The 6,759-nt window shown below is 38.1% G+C and carries 3 protein-coding genes; all 3 read right to left on the reverse strand.

Annotated elements, in window-relative coordinates; translation table 11 throughout:
* Position 1: 1 nt before the first annotated feature.
* Complete coding sequence (locus tag QZ620_RS05715; RefSeq protein ID WP_295179912.1) at positions 2–1,579, reverse strand: RagB/SusD family nutrient uptake outer membrane protein; 1,578 nt, start codon at positions 1,577–1,579, stop codon at positions 2–4.
* 13 nt (positions 1,580–1,592) lie between these two features.
* Positions 1,593–4,601 carry a TonB-dependent receptor gene (locus tag QZ620_RS05720; RefSeq protein WP_295179914.1) on the reverse strand — a complete coding sequence of 1,003 codons (3,009 nt, stop codon included), beginning with the start codon at positions 4,599–4,601 and terminating at the stop codon, positions 1,593–1,595.
* 227 nt (positions 4,602–4,828) lie between these two features.
* A partial coding sequence (locus QZ620_RS05725) for a LuxR C-terminal-related transcriptional regulator (RefSeq protein WP_295179916.1) occupies positions 4,829–6,759 on the reverse strand: 1,931 nt, incomplete at its 5' end.

Raw genomic sequence — 6,759 nt, forward strand, 5'->3', positions numbered from 1 at the left:
CTTAGTTTAATTGGTTCAAAATCTCATTCATAACCGTATTCCTGTCAACAGAGGTTGCGTTAAGCGGCAAGGCATCAACCTGAGCTTGTGGATAAGGTAAATACTCATTGGCTGCAGAGAAATTTCTACCGTCATAACTTAATTCATCATATAGATCTAATCTTATCAAGTCATAATATCTATTACCCCATTCCATGGCTAATTCAGCGAACTTCTCATCGATCACATCCTGAGTAGTTACTCCGGAGAGTGATGAAAGTCCTGCTCGTTCCCTAACCAGGTTCACCGCTTCATCTGCTGAAATGGCTGTAGCTGAAGCACCCTGAGTTACGGCTTCTGCATACATCAATAAAACTTCAGCATATCTAATTACGAGACTGTTCTTTCCGGCACCATAATCATTTCTACCATCGGTAAGTTGTACTGAAGGTAAATAGTGTTTTCCGCTAGCAAAAAGTGCACGTGCATAATCATTGATCACATCACCAGACTCTGTAGTATTATCTATAAAACCTGGTACACTTACACCGTTTGCCTCTAAAGCAGCTATACCTCTGTCTGTAAATAGAACTGAAGTTTCGAGACGTCTTTCTTCTCCTCTATCTATCATAAACTCGATCCACTTCATGCTTGGCTCATAGAATCCCCAACCACTACTAGCATTTTCTCTTGCAGGTGTCCAGTTAGAAGGTCCGAATGGTGCGTATAGATGATAAACTTCTCCACCACTTTCCTGACCAAAATCTGAATATTGCATCTCCAAAAGACTTTCATCACTCAGCTCTCCAGGTTTTTTAAATAACTGGTAAAAATCATTGTACAGAGAAAAACCTCCATTATTAATGATTTGTCCTGTAGCATTCGCAACACCCTGATAATCCTCTAATTCCTGATAAGCTAAAGCCTGAATGGCCAAAGCCGTATACCTGGTAACTCCACCAGGAATATCTGTTCTCTGGTTAGGTCTCATATCTGGCAAATTCGGGATCGCTTCCTCCATTTGATCTACGATCCACTGCATTACTTCAGCTTTAGAAGCTGGTCCAGCTTCTACTTCACTAGCCGGTTGATTTGAAGTAATGATGAATACATCTTCCCAGGTTCTTGCAAGGTTCAAATGAAACCATGCTCGAAGCACACTGATCTCAGAAATATACTGATCTGCTTTAGCTATATCATCTCCTTCAGCAAACTCTTTAAAAGATTCTACCTGAAGGATTGCCGTATTCATATTTACGATATCATTATAATGTACATTCCAAAGAGAGTTGTACATCCAGTAATCCTTATCGTATGTAAATTGGTCTGTTGCAGAAAATGGCTGTTGATCCCCTTCTCCTCCGGCGTTCACATCATCTCCTCTAACTCCAAGAAGTAACGGTTCTTCCCAACCTCTGGTGGTAAATTCGTAATAGGCTCCAATTACAGGCTGGATCATATCACTGGTATTTGTATAATCGAGGTCGCCAGTATTTAGCTGACCTTCCCGCGTATCCAGCTTATCGCTACACGAAATTGCAGTAGCAAGGAAAAGCATAGAAAATACGCCAAGAATTACTGATCTATCAATTCTTTTCATATCGTGTTTTTTTTTAAATTTTAATGTTTAATCCAATAGTATATACCGAAGGTATAGGATAGGTTTGTCTGTCTACTCCATTTGATACTTCAGGATCAAAACCATTGTAATCAAAGAAAGTGAAAGGTCTTTCAGCTGTAAAATACAGTCTGGTTTGAGGTAGTGAAGGACTCTCGATCGTATAGCCAAACTGGATATTCTGAATTCTGAAGAAATCTCCTTCTTCTACCCAGAAGTCACTCAGTTTCTGGTTCCACACCTTACGCAATCCTGCAGATGATGGATACGTATTGCTTGTACCTTCACCATGCCATCTGTTAATAGCAAGATCGGCATCCATGTTCGTATCATTGGTGAAAATGATCTCCCCTCTTTTACGATTTAGGATTTCGTTCCCAACCTGTCCATAAAAACTTGTGGAGAAATCCCAATTCTTATAGTTGAATCCTATATTTCCACCAAAAGTGAAATCCGGAAGAAACGATCCAAGAATAACTCTATCGGCATCGTCAATGACACCATCACCATTCTGATCCTTGAAAATAAGATCTCCGGGAACAAGACCGTTGTTAACAGCAATTGGATCTGCGTCAACCTGGGCCTGATTCTGGTAAACTCCGGTTCTCTCATAACCATAAAAGGCGAAAAGAGGACCACCTTCCTGTGTTCTTTGACGAAATTCTGCTGAACCAGAATCTATATAACCACTTTCATTAGCTATTTCTAACGCTTCATTATTAATAGTAGTAAAGTTTGCACCAATTCTATAACTGAAATCATCATTTACAGATTGATTCCAATTCACAGCTAATTCCAAGCCTTCGTTCCTGATTACTCCAGAATTTTGATTTACACTTCTGTTGATTATAGGAATGAATACCGGAAGAATGGCATCTTTGGTATCTCTTATATAGTAATCGGCATCAATGGATAACCTGTTATCTAAAGCTTCAATATTAAGACCGAAGTTCTTTTCTTCTATTATTTCCCAGGTATTGTTAGAGAACACACTGGTAGAAGTTATTCCTGAAACCGGTTGTTCACCAAGAGCAGCAGTAATTACTTCAATGGTATTTGATCCATCACTGGCAGCAACATTATCATTACCCAGTTTTCCCCAGCTCGCTCTGAGCTTCAGAAAATCGACAACTCCGTTATCCTCCATAAAGTCTTCTTCAGAAATTACCCAACCAGCTCCAACTGAAGGGAAATAACCCCATGGATCTTTGGTAAATTTTGAAGAACCATCTGCTCTAAAAGTTCCGTAGAGAAGATACTTATCATCAAAATTGTAAGCGATTCTTCCGAAGTAGGAGATCCCGTAATATCTTCTTCCGATTTCACTTACGTTATTATTAAAAGACTCATTATCTGCAAAATCCAGATACCAGCTTGATTCAAGTTTAATACCTGCGATATCGGTTCCTGTTGCAGAAAAACCATTGCTTGCCTCATCACGATAAGAAGCACCAGCCATCACGGTAAGATCATGGTCGCCAAACTCATTTTGATAAGTTAGGATATTATCCCAGTATTGATTTGAAAAAGTATTGTTTACTCTTCTAATACTTGATCTTCTTTCTACATTATTTCCTAAAGTATATGGAAGATCTACATAACGCTCTTCCAGTGCTGAATAGTTGTGACTATAGGTCGTTTTGAAATCAAGTAATTCAGGAATCACCTCATATTGAAAATATACACTGGCTAAAATCTTTCTAATCTTAAGCCTGTTCTCATTAAAAGTAAGATCTGTAAATGGATTCTGCGTTCCACGGTAACCCAGGTTTTGAGCATTCGCATAAGGAATTGGCTGCGCATCTATATTCGTAGGATCAAGCACCGGCATAATTGGTACCGCGAAATATGATTTAAACCACGCTGCATTTTCGGGATCATATTTTGTAGCATTACTGAAAACCGTATTCACCCCGGCTTTAAAACGATCTGTAACGTCTACATCAATCTTAGATCTAAGGTTGAATCTTTCATATTCGTTTTTCATATCAAGAATCCCTTCCTGTCCGAAATAATTGGCTCCTAAGGAGTAAGTTACTTTATCTGCCCCCCCGGTGATTCCAATACTATGGTTTTGAATAATCCCATCACGAAGAACTTCTTCATACCAATCTGTATTTACCGCAGGTACATTAGGATTAATCCTGCTACGACCATAACGTTCCATAGCGTTTAATACAAATTGTACATCTGGAGCAGAACCAGATTCGTACGCCATCGTAGTAAACTGCTCGGCATTTGCCATTTTCAGAACGTTCTGAGCTCGTTGTATCCCGGTGTAACCGTCATACTCAATTTGAGGCTTCTGATTCTTCTTACCAGACTTGGTTTCGATGATTACTACCCCGTTAGCCGCTCTTACTCCATATATAGCGGAAGAAGAAGCATCTTTTAGAATGTTTATTGACTTGATATCCTTTGTATTCAGGAAATCGATATTGTCATATAATGTACCGTCTACTACATAAAGTACATTAGTTGCATCCTGGTAAGTACCAAGACCTCTAATTCTTACTGTAGGCGAATTGCCCGGAGAACCAGCACTTACTATCTGCACACCAGAAACTTTACCTTGTAATGACTGCATCACGTTCGAAGTAGGAGTTTTTTCAATTTCTTCGGAATCTACTGAAACGATCGCTCCGGTAAGGTCTCTTTTCTTCTGAGTACCATATCCAACTACTACAACCTCGTCTAATTGACCAGCATCTTCTTCCAGAGAAATATTGTATTCATTATTAGAAGTAACCTGAATGGTTTGTTGTTTAAATCCTAAGAAAGTAACTCTGAATGTATCACCTTCTTCGACACCTTCGAGGCTGAAGTTACCATCGAAGTCTGTAACATCAAAAATATCCTTATCTGTTACTTTAATTTCTGCACCTGGTAATGGAACACCTCCTGTGTCTGTAATAATACCAGAAATGGTTTTTGTTTGCTGTGCGTGAGCGAGTACAGAACATACTCCAAAAATCACACAGGCTAATAGTAATTTTACCTTCATACTTGTTGGGTGTTTATGCTTATTTGAAGTCACAATATACATCCAAGCTCAAATTTTACGCAAACGTTATAGTACACATCTACTACTTCAAGTAAAAAACCAGTGTAACTACCTAATTAATAAAGGCCTGCATTAGTTTTGAAGTAATTTGAAATTAAAAGCTTTTGGAGTTGATGTAGTGTTGTAGTACTTAAATTTTGTAAAATTTATGACTATTTACTGATAATTTAGAAATTCTTTATCAGGAATTTTGTCAAATTCACATCGCTTTCGAGCGCCATTTTCTTTCGTAAGCGATATCTGTGAACCTCAACACCCCGAACAGAAATCCCCATTAATGGAGCAATTTCTTTCGAGCTTAAATTCATTTTTAAGTAAGAACAAAGTTTGAGATCCTTACTAGATAGTTTTGGATACTCGGCAAGAATATCCTTAAAAAAATCCTCATGAACTTCATTAAAGTTAGTTTCAAAGACTTTCCATTCATCTTTACTTTTCACAGCCGCATTGATCTTGTTCATAATATGTTTCATTCGATACTGGTTGGAGAATGAATTTTGATCTTTGGAAAGCTCACTCTGTATTTCCATAAGAACCTCATTCTTCTTTGCTGCCATCATGGTAGTATTCGCCAGTTCTTTTCTTTTCAGATCAATTTCATTAACCAGGCGATCGTGCTCTATTCTTGCTAATCTTTCCTGATGCTCATTTTCAAATTTTTCTTCCAGCTTCTGCTGATGCTTTCTCAGCTTTTTTCGGTTAATTAGAAAGACTACGGCTATAAGAGCTATAAAAAGCAATACATACAAGGCTTTCATCCAGGCAGATAAATACCATGGAGGAGCTATTGCAAAGGAGTACTTCGCCAGTACTTTCTCGCTATCCTGCTCACTTTCATGAATGATCTCCAATGCATAATCACCATAAGAGAGGTTTCGAAGATTTAACCAGCCGTCACTACCTATTTTACCTGTATATTCTTCCTCTCCTTTAAGTCTATATGAAAGCTCATCCAGATTAAGATCTGGAGCTCCAACCTGTACCCTAATATTTCCTGATGTTCTGTACTTCAAGGTTGGAGAAGAAGTAAGATCATAGTAATCATCATTATCACCGAACTTCTTTATAAATGCCACCGATTCCCATTCTTCGGAATCCATCACTTGAAAGGCAGAAAAGTCGAGTTTCGCGAAGCCATCATTGAGTGTTATATAATAAGTAGAGTCATTCGGTCTGATTAAATTTTCATTTGCCTTCACTAACCTGTTATCCAGAAGACTTGCAGAAAGTGCAAGTTTGCTTTTATCGAAGTCTGTAAATAGTATACTTCCATCTTCCTCATTATTAAAGACAAAGTAATCGCTAGTATCCTGAAGTAACCTAAAACCTTTAAGATCTTTGAATTCTTTAAATTCTTCAAAAGTCTCCTTAAATGGATTATACCTGTACCAGTTCGCGTTGACAAAGCAAATGATCTGGCCATTCAGTTTATATAAGTTTACTCTGTAGTTTTCAGTTTCTCCTAATGCCGGAAGTTTCTGGACTTCTACATTTTGAAAATTATTATGCGTTATTCGGTACAAACCTTCGTAAGGGTGAGCTGCCCAAAGTACCTCATCATTCTCAAATACAATTTGCTTCACTGGAAAGTTCACTCCTTCTATTTCCCTTACCTTTCCGGTAATTTGATCGTAGATACTAATTCCCGTATACTCTCCCAGTAAATAAAGGCTTTCACTCCCGGGAACTTGCACTATACAGAAACTACCCGTTCTTTTCTTAACTGGAATGAATTGATCATTTTGTACCTGATAAATACCTGTATTATGATTCACAAAAAGTTGATCATCAACAATTTCAAGGTTCCAGACATGATCCTGACTTCCTTCCAGCAATCTCATCTTTCCATTTTGAAAAGTGTGTACGCCTGTATTACTAGCCAGATAAGTTTTAGCCTTAAACTCTTCGATATCATAGACTGCGCCTAGTTCGCCAGAATGATCTGTAAAGAATTTTAAAGGTGAATCAAGATCAAGTTTGTCAATTCCTTTGTCTAGTGCCAACCATAAATTGCCCTGATGATAACTCATCCCTAAGACCGTATTGTTTTGTAAACCTTCAATACGATTGTAAAACCGAAGTTCTTTAGTATCAAGAT

This window comes from uncultured Christiangramia sp., assembly GCF_913046405.1.
In the GTDB taxonomy this organism is placed as follows: Bacteria; Bacteroidota; Bacteroidia; order Flavobacteriales; family Flavobacteriaceae; genus Christiangramia; species Christiangramia marina.